1 protein-coding gene is annotated in these 521 nt (G+C 45.7%); it reads left to right on the top strand.

The annotated features are described in order from the left end of the window. On the top strand, positions 1–521 hold a 521-nt coding region (locus tag R7R78_RS29370), incomplete at both ends, for a response regulator (protein WP_225474995.1).

Below are 521 nucleotides of genomic sequence, written 5' to 3'. Positions count from 1 at the left end.
AAAAAACTGAAGGCCAAAAATCTCGTTACCTTCTGATGGTTGAGGATACAGCATCGGTTGCGGCGTTATACCGCTCGTACCTCACGCCGTTAGGGATCGACATTAATATTGTCGGTACAGGTAGAGATGCCATTGAAAGTCTCAATCATCGAATTCCAGATCTTATTCTTCTCGATCTTCGTCTGCCTGATATGACGGGGATGGATGTTTTGCACGCCGTTAAAAAGAGTCATCCAGATGTGCCGATCATTTTCATGACGGCTCATGGCTCTATCGATACAGCGGTAGAAGCGATGCGTCATGGCTCTCAAGACTTTTTGATCAAACCGTGTGAAGCAGACCGTCTGCGTGTTACGGTCAACAACGCAATTCGCAAAGCAACTAAGCTAAAAAATGAAGCAGATAATCCGGGTAATCAGAATTACCAAGGTTTTATCGGCAGCAGCCAAACCATGCAGCAGGTCTATCGCACCATTGACTCTGCCGCTAGCAGTAAAGCGAGTATCTTTATTACTGGTGAA

Source organism: Vibrio sp. 2134-1 (assembly GCF_033339495.1).
The sequence above is the reverse complement of the archived record's forward strand: the minus strand, read 5'-3'. Positions and strand labels throughout refer to the sequence as shown.